The 16,524-nt window shown below is 66.8% G+C and carries 16 protein-coding genes and 1 tRNA gene; 13 read left to right on the forward strand and 4 right to left on the reverse strand.

Going from position 1 to position 16,524, the window contains the following annotated elements; all coding sequences use genetic code 11:
• Nucleotides 1-132 precede the first annotated feature (132 nt).
• The 6 genes from FOA17_RS10955 to FOA17_RS10980 are packed head-to-tail and all read left to right on the forward strand — an operon-like array spanning nt 133 to nt 6,244.
• Nucleotides 133-1,029, forward strand: a complete 897-nt coding sequence (locus FOA17_RS10955; protein ID WP_149141535.1) for an NAD-dependent epimerase/dehydratase family protein — start codon at nt 133-135, stop codon at nt 1,027-1,029.
• 39 nt (nt 1,030-1,068) lie between these two features.
• Nucleotides 1,069-2,058 carry a GDP-mannose 4,6-dehydratase gene (locus tag FOA17_RS10960; RefSeq protein ID WP_149141536.1) on the forward strand — a complete coding sequence of 330 codons (990 nt, stop codon included), beginning with the start codon at nt 1,069-1,071 and terminating at the stop codon, nt 2,056-2,058.
• Between the two features lie 16 nt (nt 2,059-2,074).
• Nucleotides 2,075-2,794, forward strand: a complete 720-nt coding sequence (locus tag FOA17_RS10965; protein WP_149141537.1) for a nucleotidyltransferase family protein — start codon at nt 2,075-2,077, stop codon at nt 2,792-2,794.
• On the forward strand, nt 2,791-3,990 hold the full coding sequence (locus FOA17_RS10970; RefSeq protein WP_149141538.1) for a polysaccharide biosynthesis/export family protein: 1,200 nt from the start codon (nt 2,791-2,793) through the stop codon (nt 3,988-3,990). The genes FOA17_RS10965 and FOA17_RS10970 overlap by 4 nt, the downstream gene beginning before the upstream one ends.
• On the forward strand, nt 3,987-5,636 hold the full coding sequence (locus FOA17_RS10975; protein WP_149141539.1) for a GumC family protein: 1,650 nt from the start codon (nt 3,987-3,989) through the stop codon (nt 5,634-5,636). Before FOA17_RS10970 ends, FOA17_RS10975 begins: the two co-directional genes overlap by 4 nt.
• Nucleotides 5,633-6,244: a cellulose synthase operon protein YhjQ/BcsQ gene (locus tag FOA17_RS10980; protein ID WP_149141540.1), complete on the forward strand. Its 612-nt coding sequence runs from the start codon at nt 5,633-5,635 to the stop codon at nt 6,242-6,244. Before FOA17_RS10975 ends, FOA17_RS10980 begins: the two co-directional genes overlap by 4 nt.
• Before the next feature lie 2 nt (nt 6,245-6,246).
• Here FOA17_RS10980 and rfbG read toward each other — a convergent pair whose 3' ends face one another.
• From rfbG to FOA17_RS10995, 3 genes are read right to left on the reverse strand one after another with little or no spacing between them, the layout of a single operon-like run.
• Nucleotides 6,247-7,341, reverse strand: coding sequence for a CDP-glucose 4,6-dehydratase (gene rfbG, locus FOA17_RS10985; protein WP_149141541.1), 1,095 nt, complete (start codon nt 7,339-7,341; stop codon nt 6,247-6,249).
• Nucleotides 7,338-8,270 carry an NAD-dependent epimerase/dehydratase family protein gene (locus FOA17_RS10990; RefSeq protein ID WP_149141542.1) on the reverse strand — a complete coding sequence of 311 codons (933 nt, stop codon included), beginning with the start codon at nt 8,268-8,270 and terminating at the stop codon, nt 7,338-7,340. Before FOA17_RS10990 ends, rfbG begins: the two co-directional genes overlap by 4 nt.
• Nucleotides 8,267-9,073 (reverse strand): sugar phosphate nucleotidyltransferase, encoded by an 807-nt coding sequence (locus FOA17_RS10995; protein WP_203232312.1) that lies wholly within the window; start codon nt 9,071-9,073, stop codon nt 8,267-8,269. The genes FOA17_RS10990 and FOA17_RS10995 overlap by 4 nt, the downstream gene beginning before the upstream one ends.
• 243 nt (nt 9,074-9,316) lie before the next feature.
• On the opposite strand from FOA17_RS10995, the gene FOA17_RS11000 reads away from it, so the two are divergent.
• From FOA17_RS11000 to FOA17_RS11020, 5 genes are all read left to right on the forward strand, one after another.
• Nucleotides 9,317-10,297 carry a glycoside hydrolase family protein gene (locus tag FOA17_RS11000; RefSeq protein ID WP_149141543.1) on the forward strand — a complete coding sequence of 327 codons (981 nt, stop codon included), beginning with the start codon at nt 9,317-9,319 and terminating at the stop codon, nt 10,295-10,297.
• Between the two features lie 27 nt (nt 10,298-10,324).
• A complete protein-coding gene (locus tag FOA17_RS11005; protein ID WP_162528237.1) occupies nt 10,325-11,155 on the forward strand; it encodes a class I SAM-dependent methyltransferase in 831 nt (276 codons plus the stop codon).
• A complete protein-coding gene (locus FOA17_RS11010) occupies nt 11,155-12,366 on the forward strand; it encodes a glycosyltransferase (protein WP_149141545.1) in 1,212 nt (403 codons plus the stop codon). The genes FOA17_RS11005 and FOA17_RS11010 overlap by 1 nt, the downstream gene beginning before the upstream one ends.
• On the forward strand, nt 12,363-14,537 hold the full coding sequence (locus tag FOA17_RS11015) for a sugar transferase (RefSeq protein WP_149141546.1): 2,175 nt from the start codon (nt 12,363-12,365) through the stop codon (nt 14,535-14,537). The genes FOA17_RS11010 and FOA17_RS11015 overlap by 4 nt, the downstream gene beginning before the upstream one ends.
• A 48-nt stretch (nt 14,538-14,585) precedes the next feature.
• Nucleotides 14,586-14,657, forward strand: a tRNA-Thr gene (locus FOA17_RS11020).
• A 20-nt stretch (nt 14,658-14,677) separates the two neighbouring features.
• On the opposite strand, the gene FOA17_RS11025 is transcribed toward FOA17_RS11020, so the two are convergent.
• Nucleotides 14,678-15,430 (reverse strand): RNA methyltransferase, encoded by a 753-nt coding sequence (locus tag FOA17_RS11025; RefSeq protein WP_149141547.1) that lies wholly within the window; start codon nt 15,428-15,430, stop codon nt 14,678-14,680.
• 67 nt (nt 15,431-15,497) lie between these two features.
• On the opposite strand from FOA17_RS11025, the gene FOA17_RS11030 reads away from it, so the two are divergent.
• On the forward strand, nt 15,498-15,848 hold the full coding sequence (locus FOA17_RS11030; protein WP_149141548.1) for a TfoX/Sxy family protein: 351 nt from the start codon (nt 15,498-15,500) through the stop codon (nt 15,846-15,848).
• A 39-nt stretch (nt 15,849-15,887) separates the two neighbouring features.
• Entirely contained in the window at nt 15,888-16,508 is a 621-nt protein-coding gene (locus FOA17_RS11035) for a thiamine phosphate synthase (protein ID WP_149141549.1), read from the forward strand.
• Nucleotides 16,509-16,524: the final 16 nt, after the last annotated feature.

Below are 16,524 nucleotides of genomic sequence, written 5' to 3' on the forward strand. Positions count from 1 at the left end.
CAATCGGGACAATAAAATGGCGACGGAATCTGAAAACTCGGGTTAGGCTAATGCAGGAAAGCCAATTCTTGCAAAGAAATTCCGGATGAAGGGCCGTTTTCACCCCCGCTACGCCCGGAAGGGCGGCAGATCATGACCGTCGCGCCCGACCTGCCGCCCGGCGACCGGGTGCTGGTGACCGGGGCGACCGGCTTTGTCGGGCGCCATCTCTGCGCGGCGCTGCGGGCCGGCGGGGGTGAGGTCATCGCGCTCAGCCGGTCAGGCGCGGGGGACGGGGGGCTGGCCTGCGATCTGGCGCAGGAACCGCCGGCGCGGCTGGCGGCGATGCGCCCCGCCGGCACGGTGTTTCACTGCGCGGGCGTGACCCGTGGCAGTCTGGCCGAGCTGGAGGCCGGCAATGTCACCGCCACCGCCCGCCTGCTGGAGGCCGTGGCGGCATGGCGACCGGCGCCGCGTTTCGTCATCCTGTCATCGGCGGCGATCTGGGCGCCGATGGCCCCCGACCAGAGCGCGATCGACGAAAGCCACCCCTTCGGCCCCGTCGGCGCCTATGGGGAGACCAAGCTGCGGATGACCGAACTGGCGCTGGCCTCGGGGCTGGATGTGGCGGCGGCCTGCCCCTTCAACATCATCGGCCCGGGCCAGCCCGACTGGCAGGTGCCGCAGGCGCTGTTGCAGGAGTTGCGGGCCGATCCGCATCGCATCGCGCTGCGCGATCCGGCGGTCATCCGCGACTGGATCGACGTGCGCGATGTGGTCGCGGCGCTGCGGCTGCTGGCCCGGCCCGGCACGCCGGGTGGGCTGTTCAACATCTGCACCGGGCGCGGGCTGTCGCTGCGGGCGATTCTGTCGGATCTGTGCCGGATCACGGGATTTTCGCCGCAGATCGACGCCCCCGAGGGGCCTTCCACCGCTTCAAATGCCCGCAGTATCGGCAATCCGGGGCGAATCTTCCGGGCAACCGGATGGAAGGCCGATATCGGGCTGGACTCATCGCTTTTCGATATGGTTCACTTTGCAGGTGCCTGATTTTGGCGGCATTGTCGTTAACGTATTTGAGCAGATCAGATGTTTTGGAACGGTAAGAAAGTCCTCGTGACCGGGGGCGCCGGTTTCATTGGTAGTCATTTGTCCGAGTCCTTGCTGGCATCCGGCGCCGAGGTGACGATTTTCACGCGCTATTCCTCGAACGGGATTCAGGGCGCCCTTCTTGATGTGCCGCCGCAAACCTTTGCGCGGCTGCGGATCGTCGCCGGCGACCTGCGCGATGCCTCGGGCGTGGATCAGGCGGTGGCGGGGCAGGATGTGGTGTTCCATCTGGCCGCGCATATCGGCATTCCCTATTCCTATGTGCATCCCAATGACGTGGTGCAGGTCAACATGAACGGCACCGCCAATGTGCTGGAGGCCTGCCGTCGTCATGGCACCGCGCGGCTGGTGTCCTTTTCCACCTCCGAGGTCTATGGCACCGCGCAATATGTGCCGATCGACGAGGCGCATCCGCTGCATCCGCAATCGCCCTATGCCGCGACCAAGGTCGGCGCCGATCAGCTTTGCCTGTCTTACCACCGCTCTTTCGGGCTGCCGGTGACGGTGTGCCGGCCGTTCAACACCTATGGCCCGCGCCAGCCGCCGCGCGCGGTGCTGCCCACGATCATCTCGCAGGCGCTGGCCGGGGACGAGATCCGCCTCGGGTCGCTGACACCCCGGCGCGATCTGGTCTATGTCGGCGATACGGTTTCCGGCGCGATGGCCCTGGCGCAATGCGACGCGGCCCTGGGCGAGGTGGTGAACCTCGCCACCGGCAGCGATGTCGCCGTGGGCGATCTGGCCGAAACGGTGATCCGCCTGTTGGGCGGGGGCAAGCGCATCGTCACCGACAGCGCCCGCATCCGCCCCACCGCATCCGAGGTGATGCAATTGCTGGGCGGCGCCGAAAAGGCACGGGCGCTGACCGGCTGGACCGCCGCCACGACACTGGACGATGGGCTGGGGCGCACCATTGAATGGGTGCGCCGCAACCCGCAGATTTTCAAGGATCTTTCTTACAGAATCTGATTGAACGGAGGGCATCATGAAGGCTGTCATTCTGGCCGGCGGACAGGGAAAGCGGCTCAGGCCCTTTACTTCCGTGCTGCCCAAGCCGCTGATCCCCATCGACGACCGCCCGATCCTCGACATTCTGCTGAACCAGTTGGCCAATCACGGCGTGACCGAGGTGGTCATCGCGCTCAATTACCTCGGATCGCTGATCCAGTCCTATCTGGAGGCGTCGGAGGTTGGGAAGCGGCTGAAGATCCGCTATCACTGGGAAAGCCAGCCGCTTGGCACCGCCGGCGCCATCGGGACGGTGGAAGACATCGCCGACGCGCCCTTTCTGGTGATGAACGGCGATCTGCTGACCACGCTGAACTTTGCCGAAATGTATGCGGCGCATCTGGCGCAGGGGGCGGATCTGACGGTGGGCACCACGCGGCTGTCGGTGCAGGTGCAACTGGGCGTGCTGGATATCAGCGAGGCGGGGCTGATCACCGGCTATCACGAAAAACCAAGGCTGGATTATGCCGCCAGCATGGGGGTTTACGTCTATTCGCCCGGCATCCTGCCCTTTATCCGGCCCAATACCTATCTCGATGCGCCAACCCTGGTGGTGAACCTGATCGAGGCGGGGCGCAAGGTCTATGCCCACGCGCCCGACTGCCGCTGGATCGACATGGGCAACCCCGGCGAACATGAACGCGCCTGCGAGGAATTCATCACCCATCGCGATCTTTACCTGCCGGGTGCGGCATGAAACGGCTGCTGGTCCTGCTCGCGCTGATCGGTGCTGCGCCGCTGGCCGTGATGGCGGGGCCGCAGCTTGACGAAGGCGATGTGCTGACCCTGCGCATTGCCGGGATGGCCGATATTTCGGGCGACTGGCCGGTGGGGCCGGGGCGCAGCCTGACCATCCCGGGCCTTGGGCGTATCGACGATCTGGCCGATGTCGAAGACCTGAACGGGCGCTTGACCACCCTGCTGGCCGAAAGGCTGGGCGCGCCGGGGGTCAGCTTTTCGCTGGTGGTGCGCAGCTATCGGCCGGTGCTGGTGGGCGGCGCGGTCGGCACCCCGGGGCCGGTGACCTATCGCCCCGGCCTGCGCGTGATCGAGGCGGCGGCGCTGGCCGGGGCCTCGGGCGGGGGGGATCTGGCGCGCCAGATCACCATCCAGCAGGAACGCGACCGCCTGTTGCAAGCCGAGGCGCGGCTGGCCCGTGCCCTGGTGCGTGCCGCCCGTCTGGGCGCGGAAATGGCCGGGCAGGAATTCACCGCCGATCCGATGCCCGAGGTTGCCGCGCTGATCGGCGCGGAGGAGGCCACCCGCCTCATCGCGGCGGAGCGCGAGATCGCGACCACCCGCGCCGAGACCCGGCGCCTTGCGCTGAGCCGGATCGAAAGCAGCCTGACCATCGGCGCCGAGGATATCACCGCGCAAGAGGCGGTGAATGCCAGCCTCGAACAGCAACTGGTGCTGGTGCGCGACAATCTGGTCAAGTTGCAGCCGCTGTTCGACACCGGATCGCTGACCGGCGCCCGCATCCTGGAACTGCGCCGCGATTTCGTCGATATCGAGGGCCGGGTGGGCGAGGCGCGCGCCACGCTTGCCAAGGCGCGCACCGGACAGGCCGTGCTGGCCGAGGAACGCGACGCCTTTGATTTGTCGATCCGGCTGGATCTGCTGGATCAATGGATCCAGACCCAGTTGCAGATCGCCGAGGCCGAGGCCGCACAGGATACCGCCGCGACCGCGCTGACCGCGGCGGGGCTGGGCGGCGGCGCCACGCGCCCCGGCGATTGCCAAACCACGATCCTGCGCCGCAAGGCCGATGGCACGCCCGACCTGCTGCCGGCCGAAGCAATGACCGAAGTGTTACCGGGTGACTTTGTTCAGATCGGGCGCGCGACCCGCGCCTGTCCGCAATTCCTCCTGCTGGGAGAACCCGGACCATGAACTCTGCCTTTCAGAAGCGCCGGTCGGAACAGACCGCCTTCGACACGACCCCGCCCCGCGCCACCCCGGCGTCGCTGACCTGGACACCGCCCGATGTGCTGCGCCTGATGGCCGCGCTTGGCGGTGCGTGGCGGCAGATCCTGCTCTGGCCGCTGGTGGCCCTGGTCGCGGCGGTGATCTATCTGATCGCCTCGAACCCGACCTATACGATCAGCGCCCAGCTCATGCTGCGGCCCGGGGCGGAACTGGCGACGCCGGCCACCGTGTCGGTGCAGACCAACCAGCCCAATAGCGGCGGCATGACCCGGATCGAGGATGTGACCGCCGAGGTGCAGATCATCAAGGATCCGGCCCTGGTGCATGCGGTGGTCGCGGAACTGGGCGAGGATTTCTTTTTTGGCGATGACCCGCCGCAGGGCTTTTTCCAGACGGTGAAGCATTACGCCAAGGCCAGCGTCGCCTGGCTGAAATCTTCGGCCCGGGGGGTGCTGGTCTGGATCGGGCTGCTCAAGGATCTGTCGCGCGACGACATGGCCGAACTGATGCTGCAACGCGCGCTTGAGGTGACGCAGGTCACACGGTCGGATATCGTGGAACTGTCGCTGGCCTATCCCGATCCGGTGGCGGGCAAGGTGGTGCTGGATACGTTTCTGGCGCGCTATCAGGCGCGGCGGGCCGAGATTTATCGCGACACCCGCCTGCCCGATTATTTCACCGGCCAGTTGGACGGCATCGCCACCCGCCTGCATGAAACCGAAGACCGCTACCGCGACACACGCGCGCGGCTCAAGGCCTGGTCGGTCGAGGAACAGCGCACCATCACCGTGCAGCGGCGCGAAAAGCTGGTGGAGGCGCTGGCCCTTGCCGCCGTCGAAACCCAGGAAACCGAGGCCCGGTTGGCAGAGATCGACCGCCTGCTGGCCGAGGCGCCCGATCAGGTGGAATCGAGCCTGGCCGAAAGCACCAATCCGGTGGTGACCGACCTGCACCGCCAGCGGATCAAACTGCAACTCGACCTTGCGGTGGAACGGCGGCTGCGCGGCGAAGGGTCGGCGCAGGGGCTGGTTCTGGCGCAGCAACTGGCTGAGGTGGACAGGTTTCTGGACTCCGAGCCCGCACGGGTGGCGGGCGACAGCATCACCCAGGCCAACCCGATCCGCGACAGGCTGCTGGCCGATCAATCCGACAGCGCGCTGAAACTGGCAACCCTGCGCGAACGCAGCGCCGCACAGCGCGCCGAGCTGGCGCAACTGGAGGACCGCCTGCATGAGGTGGATGCCGCCGCTGTCGATCTGGCACGGATGGAGCGTGATCTGGCACAGCTGCGCGCCAGTCAGGATCGGTTCCAGCGCGGACTGCAAGAGGCCCGGATCGCCACCGATCTGTCCGAGGCGCGCATCTCGAACCTGGTGGTGCTGGCCGAACCCAAGGCCGGCCTTGCCCCCGACAAACCGCGTGTGTCGCGCGTGCTGATGGTGGTGCTGGTCGGCGCGCTGGTCATGGTCATGGGCTGGATCCTGCTGCAAGACGCGCTGCACCCGCGCCTGCGCGCCAATGGTGACATTCGCGCCATCGTCGGCCCCGATGTCATCGTGCGCGCCGCCGGCGAACGGCGGGCCACCCCCTCCGAGGAGGGCCGGTCATGACCCTGTTTGCCCGAAAACAGCCGCGCGAATGGCCCGATCCGGTGGCCGAGACCGCCGCACGGGTCTGGCTGGATCTGCGGCGCCACAGCCTGAAAAGCCTGGTCGTGACCGGCTGTCGTGGCGGCGAGGGCGCGACCACCCTGGCCGAGGCCCTGGCCCGCGTGGCGCAGCAGATCGACGGGCGGCGCGTGCTGCTGATCGACGCCAATCCGATCGCGCCCGATCTGTCTTCGCGGCTGGCCGCGGGCGCCGACCGCGAAGACCCCGCCGCGCGGATCACCATCGCGCCGGGGATCACGCTTTGCCCCGGACTTGCCGCAGGCAGCGTCCTGCCGCCCGATGCCGAACTGACGCGGTTTCAGGATCAGGCGCAAAAGGCGCATGACCTGCTGATCTGGGACAGCCGCGCGATCAGCCTGTCGCTGGATACAAGGCGATTGATCGGGCTGGTGGGGCTGGTCGTGCTGGTCACGCAATCGGATGTGACGCGGGCCGATCACCTTGCCGCTGCGATGAACGAAATCGCGGCCCTGTCGGCCCGGCCGCTGGCGGTGATCCGCAACCGGGCGGGGCGCACGCCATTTTCCATCAGCGCCGTGCAGGATTGACCTCAGCGCAGCGCGGCGACCGGGCTTTCCGCGCGATAGGCCGCCAGTTGCCGCAGGCTGGTGGCGCGCATGTCCTCCGCCCGGGCATGGGCGGCATACCAGGCCGCGGTTTCCGCGATGGCGCGGCTGGCGGGCCAGGCCGCCTGCCAGCCCAGAACCCGCTGCGCCAGACTGGAATCGACGCGCAGCACCGCCGCCTCGCCGGCCTGCGGATCCTCTTGCACGATGACGCGGGTGGCGGGCGCGCCCATCTCGGCCACGAAATGCCGGGCCACTGTCTCCACATCCGGCATTCTGGTTTCGGTCGGGCCGAAATTCAGCGCGGGGGGCAGATCCGCCCCGGCCAGCAACCCCGCGCCGAACAGAAGGTAGCCGCCCAGCGGTTCCAGCACATGTTGCCAGGGGCGGGTGGCCCGGGGCTGGCGGATGGTCTGGTCGCGCCCTTCGGCGATGGCGCGGACGAAATCGGGGATCAGCCGATCCGCCGCCCAATCGCCGCCGCCGATCACATTGCCCGCCCGCGCCGTGCCGATGCGCGGCACGGATACCGACCCCGCCGCGCGGTGAAAGGCGGCCGCGCGATAGGTCTCGGTCACGATTTCGGCCGCGGCCTTGCTGGTGCCATAGGGTTCGTGTCCGCCCAGGCGGTCACCCTCGCGAAAAGCCCAGGGGCCACCGTCATTGGCATAGACCTTGTCCGAGGTGACCACGACCACCGCCTGAACCGTGGGGCAATGCCGCGCCGCCTCCAGCACCGCCACCGTGCCAACGACATTGGTCATCACCGTGCAGACCGGATCGCGGAACCCTGCCCGCACGATGGGCTGCGCGGCGAGGTGGAACACGATGCGCGGCGCGGCAGCGGCCATGGCGGCGCGGACGGCCGGGGCCTCGGCGATCTCGCCGCGCCCGTCGGTCAGGTGATTGGCCAGATGCATGAGATCAAAGGCCGCAGGCTGTGTCGGAACCGACAGGCTGTAGCCGCTGACCCGCGCGCCCAGTTCCGTCAGCCAGAGCGCCAGCCACGCCCCCTTGAAGCCGGTATGGCCCGTCAGAAACACCGGACAGCCGGCATAGGTTTCGGCAATGGTGGTCATGCGTCCCGCCCCCAATCGGCCATTACCCCGGCCAATCCCTGCGACAGGCTGATCTGTGGCGCCCAGCCCAGGGCGCGCAGCCGGTCGGCATTCGAAATCTTGACCGAGGTTTCGCCCGGCGCGTCATCGGTGATGACCGGATGCAGGTCGGGCCGGCCAAAGGCGCGCAGCGCGGTCTGCGTGATTTCCAGCGTGGTCATCGGCGGGTCGCCTGACAGGTTGAAGGCCGTGCCGGCAATGCCCGGCTCACCCGCGCGCGCAACCAGAAGCCGCAGCCCCGCTACGCAATCCATGACATTCAGCAAGGCCCGGACCGCCCGCCCGCCGCCGCGCAGTTGCGGCGGCACGCCGGCGCGGACGGCGGCGGCAATGCCGGGGATGATCCGCGCGCCATTGGCATCGCCCGGCCCATAGACATTGCCCAGCCGCGCGATGGTCACCGGCAGGCCATAGGTGCGGGCAAAGCTGACCGCCGCCAGTTCGGCCATATGCTTGCTGATCTCGTAGGGGCCTTGCGCACGCAGCGGGGCCTCCTCCGTCACGGCCTGGCCGCCGGTCTCGCCATAAAGGCTGTCGGTCGAGGCCAGCACGCAGCGCGCGGCGGGGGCATGGCGGCGCAGCGCCTCCAGCAGGGTCCAGGTGGTGCGGGCATTGGCCTCATAGACGGTCAGCGGGTTCTGCATCGCCGCGCCGATCTGGCTGAAGCCTGCCAGATGATACACCATGTCCGGCGCGGCCCGCGCCACCGCCCCGGTCATATCGGGGTCGATCACGGGCGTCACCTGCGGGTGATCCACCAGACCCAACCTGCAAAACAGCGCCGAGGGCGCGCCGCGCATCTGCGCCACGACCGGAATACCATCGGCGGCCAGCGTCGCGGTCAGCCAGCAGCCGACAAAGCCCGACGCCCCGGTGACCAGCGCCGTCATCCCTGCCCGTCCGGCACCCGCCAGGGCGCATTGCCGTCCGCCCAGAGCGCGTTGAGCATCCGGTAATCCTTGAACGTGTCCATGCACTGCCAGAATCCGGCGTGATCATAGACCTTCAATTCGTCACGCTCTGCCAGTGATTCCAGCGGCTCCTTTTCCAGAATGCACTCCGAATCATTGCCGATGGTTTCCAGAAATCGTTGTTCAAAGACGAAGAATCCGCCATTCACCAGCGATTTCAGCGGCGGCTTTTCGACGAATGCGCGCACAGAATCACCCTGACAAATCAATTCGCCGAATTGCGACCGGGTATGAACGCCGGTCAGCGTGCCGGTCTTGCCATGCGCCAGATGAAAGGACATGAGCGAGGCGAGGTTTATATCCGAAACGCCATCGCCATAGGTCAGGCAGAAACGATCGTGCCGGATATGCGGCGCCACACGTTTTACGCGAGCGCCGGTTTGCGTAGTCGCGCCTGTTTCGGCAAAGGTGATTTCCCAATCCAGATGCTGCGACTGGCCGAGGAACTCTTGCCGACCATCCGACATATGCAGCCGCAAATCGCGTTGCCGCAATTCACGTTCCAGAAAATATTCTTTTATCATCAGCCCCTTGTAGCCGATGCACAGAATGAATTTGCGAAAGCCGTAGCTGGCGTAATGGCGCATGATATGCACCAGGATCGGCTCCTCCCCCAGGCAAATCAGCGGCTTTGGCGTATCCTGGGTGAGGGCGCCAAATCGCGTCCCTTCGCCACCGCAGAGAATGACCACCGGAATTTCGGCAAAGCTGTCATATTTCATGCAGGCCTCGGAAAATTAAACGCCCCGGCCGCTACCGACGGATTGACAAGACATTTCCGGCAGAAACCGTTACGCAGAAAAATATTGATTGAACGTAATAAGGGTATAAGCTGACCTTACTTTCGTCAAGCTCGTCAGGGCTGCCATTCATTTGAATAACGGGGCTGCATTATGCGTTTCGCATGGCAATGTGGTGCCTTATACAGTTGCATGATTTTTTTCGGTCTGGCGCAAATTCCTCTTGTGCCACTGCACCTTGATGCGGCCATGGCCGAGACCTCGCCCGCCATGCGCAAGAGCGGGAAGTTCTATCGCGGCACCATCATCGCCTCGGATCCCAGCATCGAGGTGACCGAGGGCGGGCTGGTCATGGTCTATACCGATCTGGACATGACAACCGGCCGCACGGTGATCGCGCGGGCGGTCTCCTCCGACGGGCGGTCCTGGCAGCCCGAGGGCGGGGGCGGCGCGGTGAAGGGCATGATCATGGCCGGGCGGCCCGATGCCTGGGATCAGAATGTCGAGAGCGCCGAACTGGTGCGCCACGGCCGGCAATGGGAGCTGTTCTTCGCCGGTTATCGCGACGAGGGGGTGCCGGCCAAGGGCTTTCCCGCGGCCTTATGGATGGCAACCTCGGCCGACGGGCGAAATTTCACCCGGGTTAGCGACGATCCGGTGATGCGACCGACGCCCGGCTGGTATGACAATGACGCGATCTACAGCCCGTCGATCTGGTTCGACGGCACGACCTATCACATGGTCTATGTCGGCCATGCCTACAGCGATTTTTCGCGCATAGGCTCAGGCGGGGTGTTCTTGCTGGGCGCCACGTCAAGCGATGGCCGCAACTGGACCAAATCGCCCGAGCCGATCGCCCGCCCGGGGCAGTTCAAGGGCTGGCGGCGTGACGGGCTGGCCGAACCCTGGCTGGTGCCCAACCCCGAAGGCGGGTTCCTGCTGTTCTATACCGGCCTGCACGACGAGGATCGCGCCATTGGCGTGGCAACCGGCCCCTCGCCCGACGGACCCTGGGATTTCGGCGCGCGCCCGCTGATTGACAAGGGCAAGCGGCGCGACCGGGACGGCCATCAGGTGCTGGCGCCGTCGGCCGTGGTGCAGAATGGCGTGCTGCGGCTGTGGTATCTGGCCGCCGATCGCAAAGGCGCCTTGACCATTGGCGAGGCGGAGGGCGCGCTGCCCGAGGCCATCGTCTCTACCAAGTGAAACCGCATGCGGGAGAAACCCATGCCCATGCCCGACCACAGAGCCGCCGCCAAGCAGGACCGCGAGGCCGCCTTCTGGGATGATGTCGCGGACCGCGCCGAGACGGATGACCACACGCTGCGGGTGCAGCGCCAGGACGGGCATGACCGCACGATGCCCTGGCTCGATCATTTCGACATGGCCGTCTTCCTTGACGCGATCGTCGCCCATATCGACCTGCGGCCCGGGCTGCGGGTGCTGGATCTGGGCTGTGGCCGGGGTTTTCTGTCGGTCGCACTGGCGCATCGCGGCGCCGAGGTGACGGGGGTCGATATCTCTCCCCGTTCGGTCACCACGGCGCAGCATCGCGCGGTGATTTCAGGCGTATCGCCGCGCTGCCGTTTTTGCGTGATGGATTGCGAGAACCTGGATTTCCCCGATGCCAGCTTTGACGCGGTGGCCGGCAGCTGCGTCCTGCATCACCTCGATCTGCACCGCGCCGCGACCGAAGTCGGCCGCGTGCTGCGCCCTGGCGGCAAGGCGGCCTTTATCGAATCCATGGGCCTCAATCCGCTGCTGATGGCGGCGCGGGCGCTGCTGCCCGGCCGTTTTGGCATCGAAAAGGCCTCCAGCAGTGACGAATATCCGCTGACCAAGCGCCGTCTGGCCCAATTGCGCCGCAGCTTTGACGGTGAATTGCGGCATCTGTTTCCGCAGGTGGTGTTCCTGCGCATGGGTGCCTATCTGCCCTTCCTGCGCTCGCCGCTTGCCGAACGCACGCTGCGCGGGCTGGACCACGGTTTGAACACGATCCCCTTTTGCAAATCCCTTGGCTATTTCGGACTGATTGCCGCAGAAAAACGAAGGAATGTTCACTAATGCAGGATGAACGCCCGACAGGCGTTTCGCGTCCTCCGCCCGTTCTTGCACCCGGCACACTGGATTTTGTCTGTATCGCGGTGTCGAACTGGGGGGTTGTCGCCTCGAACCCCGATTACACCATCCGCCATCTCGCGCGGCTGGGGCATCGCGTTCTGGTCGTGGAGCCTTTTGAATCGCTGTCCTCCTGGGTGCGCAGCGCGCGTATCCAGAAACGCAAGCGCGCGGCCGGCACGGCGCTGCGCGAGGTGGAGCCGAATATCTGGGTCTATCGCCCGCCACCGCTGGCGATGATCGGCCAGTCGCGCCACCCCGCCGCCGCCCGGATCAGCGGGCGGCTGCTCTCGCGGCTGGTGCGGCGGGTGACGCGGCGGCTGGGCTTTCGCGACATCTGCCTGTGGAGCTTCATGTATAACACCGGCACGCTGCTGCGGGATTTTCCGGCGCGGCTGAAAATCTATGAATGCGGCGATGACGATGCCGCGTTGGCCCGGACCGAGGCGCAGCGACGCACCGTGCGCCAATTGGATGCCGAGGTTTGCGCCGCCGCCGATCTGGTCTTTGCGGTGACCGAGGAGCTGTGCGCGCCGCGTCGCGCCACCAACCCCGACACGCACGAGGTGAATTGCGGGGCCGATATCGGGTTCTTTGGTCAGGCCCTGCGCCCCGAAACCCCGGTGCCTGCCGCGATTGCCGGGCTGAAACACCCGGTCATCGGCTATTTCGGCGGGCTCGACCCGTGGAAGATCGACATACCGCTGATCGCCGCCATGGCGCGGCTGCGGCCCGACTGGTCTTTTGCCTTTGTGGGCTATGTCTGGTTCGGCTTTGATCCGGCGGTATTCGGCGGGGTCAGCAATGTCCATATCCTTGGCCCGCAGGATTATGCGCGCATTCCGGGCTTCATGAAGGGGATGGATCTGGGGCTGATGCCCTTTCCGCTCAATGACATCACGCGCAATGGCGATGCGCTGAAATGCTACGAATACCTCGCGGCCGGCTTGCCGGTGGTGGGGCGCGACGTGCCGGTGGCGCGGCGGCTGCGGTCGCTGGTCGCCGTGGGTGACACACCCGAGGAATTCATCGCCGCCTGCGAGGCCCAACTGGCCAGCCCCGTCACCCGCGCCGCGCGGGCCAGCGCCATGGCGGGGCATGACTGGTCGGTGCGGGTGGAACGCAAGTTGCGCCTGATCGCGGAGCGGCTGCCATGACGATCGGACAGCGCTTTGCCGAAACCGCGTCCCAGACCGCCGCGCCGGATCTGTCGATCCTCTTGGTCAGCCATGGCCATGGCGATTTCGTGCGCGATTGTCTGGCCTCGCTGGATGCGGCGGCGCTGCATGGCCTGCGGCACGAGGTGATCGTGCTGGACAACCTGCACGAACCCGATTTCGCCACCCGGATCGGCGGTCTGCACCCGGGGCTGATCTTGCTGCACAATACGCAGCCGATGGGCTTTGGCGCAAACATGAATAAATGTGCGGAAATAGCGACGGGGCGGGTCTTGCTGATCCTGAACCCCGACACGGCCTATCATGCCGGCGATCTCGCACAGGCGCTGCGCCTGCTGGAGGATGACCCCGCCTGTGGCATCGTCGCGGCGCGGCTGGTGAACGAAGATGGCAGCGATCAGCGCAATTTCCGGCACTTTCCGACGGCAGCGATCACCGCGCTGCGCGGCTTTGGCGTGCAGGACTGGGCGCGCCAGCCCGGCTTTTATCGCCGCTACATGATGGAGGACCGGCCGCTGGACGGCCCGACCGAGGTCGATTGGGTCTATGGGTCGTTCATGCTGATCCGGCGCAGCACCTTTGCGGCGCTTGGCGGCTTTGATCCCGGCTATTTCATGTATTACGAGGATGTCGATCTCTGCCTGCGGCTGCGGCGGGCGGGGCTGAAGATCGTCGTCGATCCGCAGTTGCAGTTCTTGCATCACCATCAGCGCAGCTCGGCCCAGCGTGGCGAAACGCGGCTGCGCGCGCATCACCTGCGCAGCTTTCGGCGCTATCTGTGGCGCAGCCATGCCTGCCTGTTTCCGCCCGCCACCTCGGACCGGCCCGATCCGGTACCGCAGCCGCTGCGCGGGGCGCTGCCGTTTCTGCTGGCCGCGGCGCAACTGGGCGCGGTCTGGCTGGCCGGGGGGCTGGCCGCCGCGCTGGCGCCGGCGGGAACGGGCAGTTTTCACGCCTTCGGACTGGGGCTGCTGCTGGTGCTGGCGCAGTATACGCTGGCGGAATATGCGCCCACGCGGCTGGGCGACACGCCGCGCCGGGTGATCGGCGTGCTGGAGGGGCTGGTGCTGGCCAGCCTGCCCTGGATCCTGCTGCGGTTGATCCCCGGCGGGGCGCCGCCCTCTTTTCTGGCGCTGGCGGGGTTTCTGGCGCTGGCCGCGCTGCTGGCGGCCGGGGTGACCTATGGGGTGACACTGGCGATCCCTGCGACCGGGCTGCGGATGGCGGTCGTGACCGATGGCAGGGCCGGCGGGCTGGCGCAGGGGCTGGGCCGGCCGGTGCCGGTCGCGATGACGGTGATCGAGAGCCAGGACATCGCCGCGGGCACCGGCGCGGTGGCGCAGGCCATCGCCGCGGCGCTGCGGGCCGGGCGGATCGACGCGGTGCTGCTGGTCCTGCCCGAGGCGCGCGACGAACGCGCGCTGCGGCTGGTGCGGGCGCTGTCGATGTTCGACCTGCCGATCTGGCATCTGCGCCGCGAACCGGGTCAGCCCCCCGACCGCCCGATCCTGCTGCGCGGCCCGCTGCGGTCGCGCACGCGCGAGGGGTTGAAGCGCGGGCTAGACCTGCTGCTGGGCCTGTCGGCGCTGGCGGTGCTGGCAGTGCCGATGCTGATCGTCGCCGCGCTGATCAAGCTGGAGGATGGCGGCCCGGTCTTCTTTGCCCAGCCGCGTGACGGGCGCAACCAACAGCCCTTCGCGATGCTCAAGTTCCGCACGATGAAGGCCCGCGATACCGACCGGCGCGGCGATCTGCTGACCCTGCGCAACGATGCCCGCATCACCCGGATCGGGGCCTTTCTGCGCAAGACCTCGATCGACGAATTGCCCCAGCTTTTCAACGTTGTGGCGGGGCATATGTCGATCGTCGGGCCGCGCCCCCTGCCGCTGCATTTCCACTTTCACGAGGTGCTGTTCGAGGCGGTCGTGCCCGACTGGCACCACCGCCACCGCGTCAAGCCGGGCATCACCGGCCTGTCGCAGCTGCGCGGCCTGCGCGGCACGCCCGAAACCGCCGAGGGCGCGATCCGCATGATGACGGACCGGGGGCTTTACGACAATCTCTACATCGACAACTGGACGATCTGGCTTGATCTGCGGATCATCGTCATGACACTCCTGTCGGGGGCTTTCATGGCCGGGGCCTATTAGACGCGCCCTTGCCAGACAGCCGCCACGCCGCTAAACCGTTCCGGCGTGGCCCCGTTAGCACAGTGGTAGTGCAGCGCTCTTGTAAAGCGAAGGTCGTTCGTTCAAATCGGACACGGGGCACGCCGGTCCACCCGCCCGCCTCAGCCCTCGCCGGGGTCGCTTTTGGCCTGACCCAGCTTGAAGGCGATCTGCCGCAACATGCCGTGAAAGGTGCGCACCTCGGCCGTGGTCAGCGGCAGGCGCGACCACATGTTGCGCAGCGACACCTTCATCCCCGGCGCCTTGGCCGGCGGGAAGAAAAAGCCCGCCTGCTCCAGCCGCTCCTCGAAATGATTGGCCAGTGCCTCCACCTCATGCGCGCGGGCATATTCGGTACGGGCAAAGTTCATCACCTCGGGGGCGACCTCGGCCTTTTGCCGCGCCCATTCATAGCCCATCAGCAGCACGCATTGGCCCAGATTGAGCGAGGGGAAATCCGGGTTCACCGGCACGGTCACGATGGCATTGGCCAGCACGACATCCTCATTCTCCAGCCCCGCACGTTCGGGGCCGAACAGGATACCGACGCGCTTGCCCTCGGCGCTCAGCGCGCGGGCATATTCCATCGCGCGTTCGGGGGTCATCACGGGCTTGGTCAACTCGCGCCCGCGGGCGGTGGTGGCAAAGACGAAATCGCAATCGGCGATGGCGGCCGGCAGATCGGCGAACAGGCCCGCATCATCCAGCACACGGCCGGCGCCGCTGGCCATGGCCACGGCACGCGGATTGGGCCAGCCGTCGCGCGGGCCGACGATGCGCATCCGGGTCAGGCCGAAATTCAGCATCGCCCGCGCCGCCGCGCCGATATTCTCGCCCATCTGGGGCCGCACGAGGATGAGAACGGGGTCGGTCATGCGTTTCCTCTGGATTTGCCGCGCGGACGCCTTACGCTCAAACCCCCAGCAAAACAAGGAGCGGGCCATGGCTTATGAGGAAGGGCTGGCGCAATTGCTGCGCGACGATCTGGGCGATGCGGCGTTCACCGAACAGAAGATGTTCGGGGGTCTGGCCTTTCTCATCGGCGGCAACATGGTCTGCGGCGTCCACAAGGGCGGCGCGATGTTCCGCCTCGGCAAGGAACGGATGGACCAGGCGCTGACGCTGCCGGGCGTCGCGCAGATGGCGATGGCGGGCCGCGCCATGACCGGCATGGCCGAATGCCCGCCCGAGGTGCTGGCACAGGATGCAACGCGCGGGGCGCTGATGGCGCTGGCGCTCGACTGCGTGCGGGCGCTGCCGCCAAAAGTAGCCAAAGCCCCGAAAACCCGGTAAAGGGCGGCAAATCGCACCCATTCGCCCGAGAGCCATCGCATGTCCGACGCCGACCGCCCGCAGCTTTACATCGTCACCCCGCCCGAATTCGATCTCGATCTCTTTCCCGACCGGCTGGCCGCCGTGCTGGACAGCGCCGAGGTTGCCTGTGTGCGGCTGGCGCTGGCCGCACGGGATGAGGATCGCGTGGCCCGCGCCGCCGATGCGCTGCGCGAGCTGTGCCATGCCCGCGACGTGGCGCTGGTGATCGAGCGTCATGTGCTGCTGGTGGAACGTCTGGGCCTCGATGGCGTTCACCTGACCGATGGCGGGCGCAATGTGCGCAAGCTGCGCAAGGATCTGGGCGAGGATGCGATCATCGGCGCCTTTTGCGGCACCACCCGCCACGAAGGCATGGCTGCGGCCGAGGCCGGCGCGGATTATGTCAGCTTCGGCCCCGTAGGCGAGACGCCGCTGGGCGACGGGTCGCGCGCCGAAGCCGATCTGTTTCAGTGGTGGTCGGAGATGATCGAGGTGCCGGTGGTGGCCGAAGGGGCGCTGACCGCCGCCCTGGTCGAAAAGCTGGGCCCGATCACCGACTTTTTCGGCGTGGGCGAAGAGATCTGGACGGCAGATGACCCCGCCGCCGCGCTTCGCGCCTTGCTGGCGCCGCTCAGCTAATCTGCCCAAAAAACGG

The organism is Gemmobacter caeruleus (genome assembly GCF_008271655.1).
GTDB lineage: Bacteria > Pseudomonadota > Alphaproteobacteria > Rhodobacterales > Rhodobacteraceae > Gemmobacter > Gemmobacter caeruleus.

Excerpts from the sequence above, each read along its gene's own strand:
- FOA17_RS10975 (WP_149141539.1), top strand. The coding sequence starts at position 3,987 with ATGAACTCTGCCTTTCAGAAGCGCCGGTCGGAACAGACCGCCTTCGAC.
- rfbG (WP_149141541.1), bottom strand. The coding sequence starts at position 7,341 with ATGACCACCATTGCCGAAACCTATGCCGGCTGTCCGGTGTTTCTGACG.
- FOA17_RS10970 (WP_149141538.1), top strand. The coding sequence starts at position 2,791 with ATGAAACGGCTGCTGGTCCTGCTCGCGCTGATCGGTGCTGCGCCGCTG.
- FOA17_RS11010 (WP_149141545.1), top strand. The coding sequence starts at position 11,155 with ATGCAGGATGAACGCCCGACAGGCGTTTCGCGTCCTCCGCCCGTTCTT.
- FOA17_RS11005 (WP_162528237.1), top strand. The coding sequence starts at position 10,325 with ATGCCCGACCACAGAGCCGCCGCCAAGCAGGACCGCGAGGCCGCCTTC.
- FOA17_RS10965 (WP_149141537.1), top strand. The coding sequence starts at position 2,075 with ATGAAGGCTGTCATTCTGGCCGGCGGACAGGGAAAGCGGCTCAGGCCC.
- FOA17_RS10980 (WP_149141540.1), top strand. The coding sequence starts at position 5,633 with ATGACCCTGTTTGCCCGAAAACAGCCGCGCGAATGGCCCGATCCGGTG.
- FOA17_RS11035 (WP_149141549.1), top strand. The coding sequence starts at position 15,888 with ATGTCCGACGCCGACCGCCCGCAGCTTTACATCGTCACCCCGCCCGAA.
- FOA17_RS10990 (WP_149141542.1), bottom strand. The coding sequence starts at position 8,270 with ATGACGGCGCTGGTCACCGGGGCGTCGGGCTTTGTCGGCTGCTGGCTG.
- FOA17_RS10960 (WP_149141536.1), top strand. The coding sequence starts at position 1,069 with ATGTTTTGGAACGGTAAGAAAGTCCTCGTGACCGGGGGCGCCGGTTTC.
- FOA17_RS10955 (WP_149141535.1), top strand. The coding sequence starts at position 133 with ATGACCGTCGCGCCCGACCTGCCGCCCGGCGACCGGGTGCTGGTGACC.
- FOA17_RS10995 (WP_203232312.1), bottom strand. The coding sequence starts at position 9,073 with ATGAAATATGACAGCTTTGCCGAAATTCCGGTGGTCATTCTCTGCGGT.
- FOA17_RS11025 (WP_149141547.1), bottom strand. The coding sequence starts at position 15,430 with ATGACCGACCCCGTTCTCATCCTCGTGCGGCCCCAGATGGGCGAGAAT.
- FOA17_RS11015 (WP_149141546.1), top strand. The coding sequence starts at position 12,363 with ATGACGATCGGACAGCGCTTTGCCGAAACCGCGTCCCAGACCGCCGCG.
- FOA17_RS11030 (WP_149141548.1), top strand. The coding sequence starts at position 15,498 with ATGGCTTATGAGGAAGGGCTGGCGCAATTGCTGCGCGACGATCTGGGC.